Below are 407 nucleotides of genomic sequence, written 5' to 3'. Positions count from 1 at the left end.
TTAAGTCGCCTTCGCCCTGTGATATGTCCTTTAACGTCTCCGTTACCGAAATAATTGGTTTTGTGATGTATCCGAAAACGAAAAATAATATTACCGCCGTCGTTAAAATGGCTATTACCGCAAGAATAACGGTAAAATTGGTTATGGCCTTGATTTCTTTTAACGCATGATCTTCGGAAACGCCTATAAGCACCGTCCAATAAAAATCCGAGTTGCCTATTTGAATGGGCCTTACTACAAATCTTAAAGTGTCGTCCAGATCGGGATCGTATACTGTCCCAAAGTAAGTTTGCCCGTTATTCATCGCCTCGAATATGTTTTTTCTCGCGTCGCCCAATTCCTCGTCAACATCAAATATGTTTTTACCGATACGTTCAGGTTTGTAATGCGCTAAAATCGATCCTTTT

Annotated in this window: 1 pseudogene; it reads right to left on the bottom strand. The window is 40.3% G+C overall.

Annotated features, from left to right (window positions below):
• Positions 1–407, bottom strand: a pseudogene (locus ACYVTD_RS17340) (methyl-accepting chemotaxis protein); the annotation flags it as partial.

It is taken from the genome of Treponema sp. R6D11 (assembly GCF_054786075.1).
This window is presented reverse-complemented; position numbering and strand designations above follow the sequence as displayed.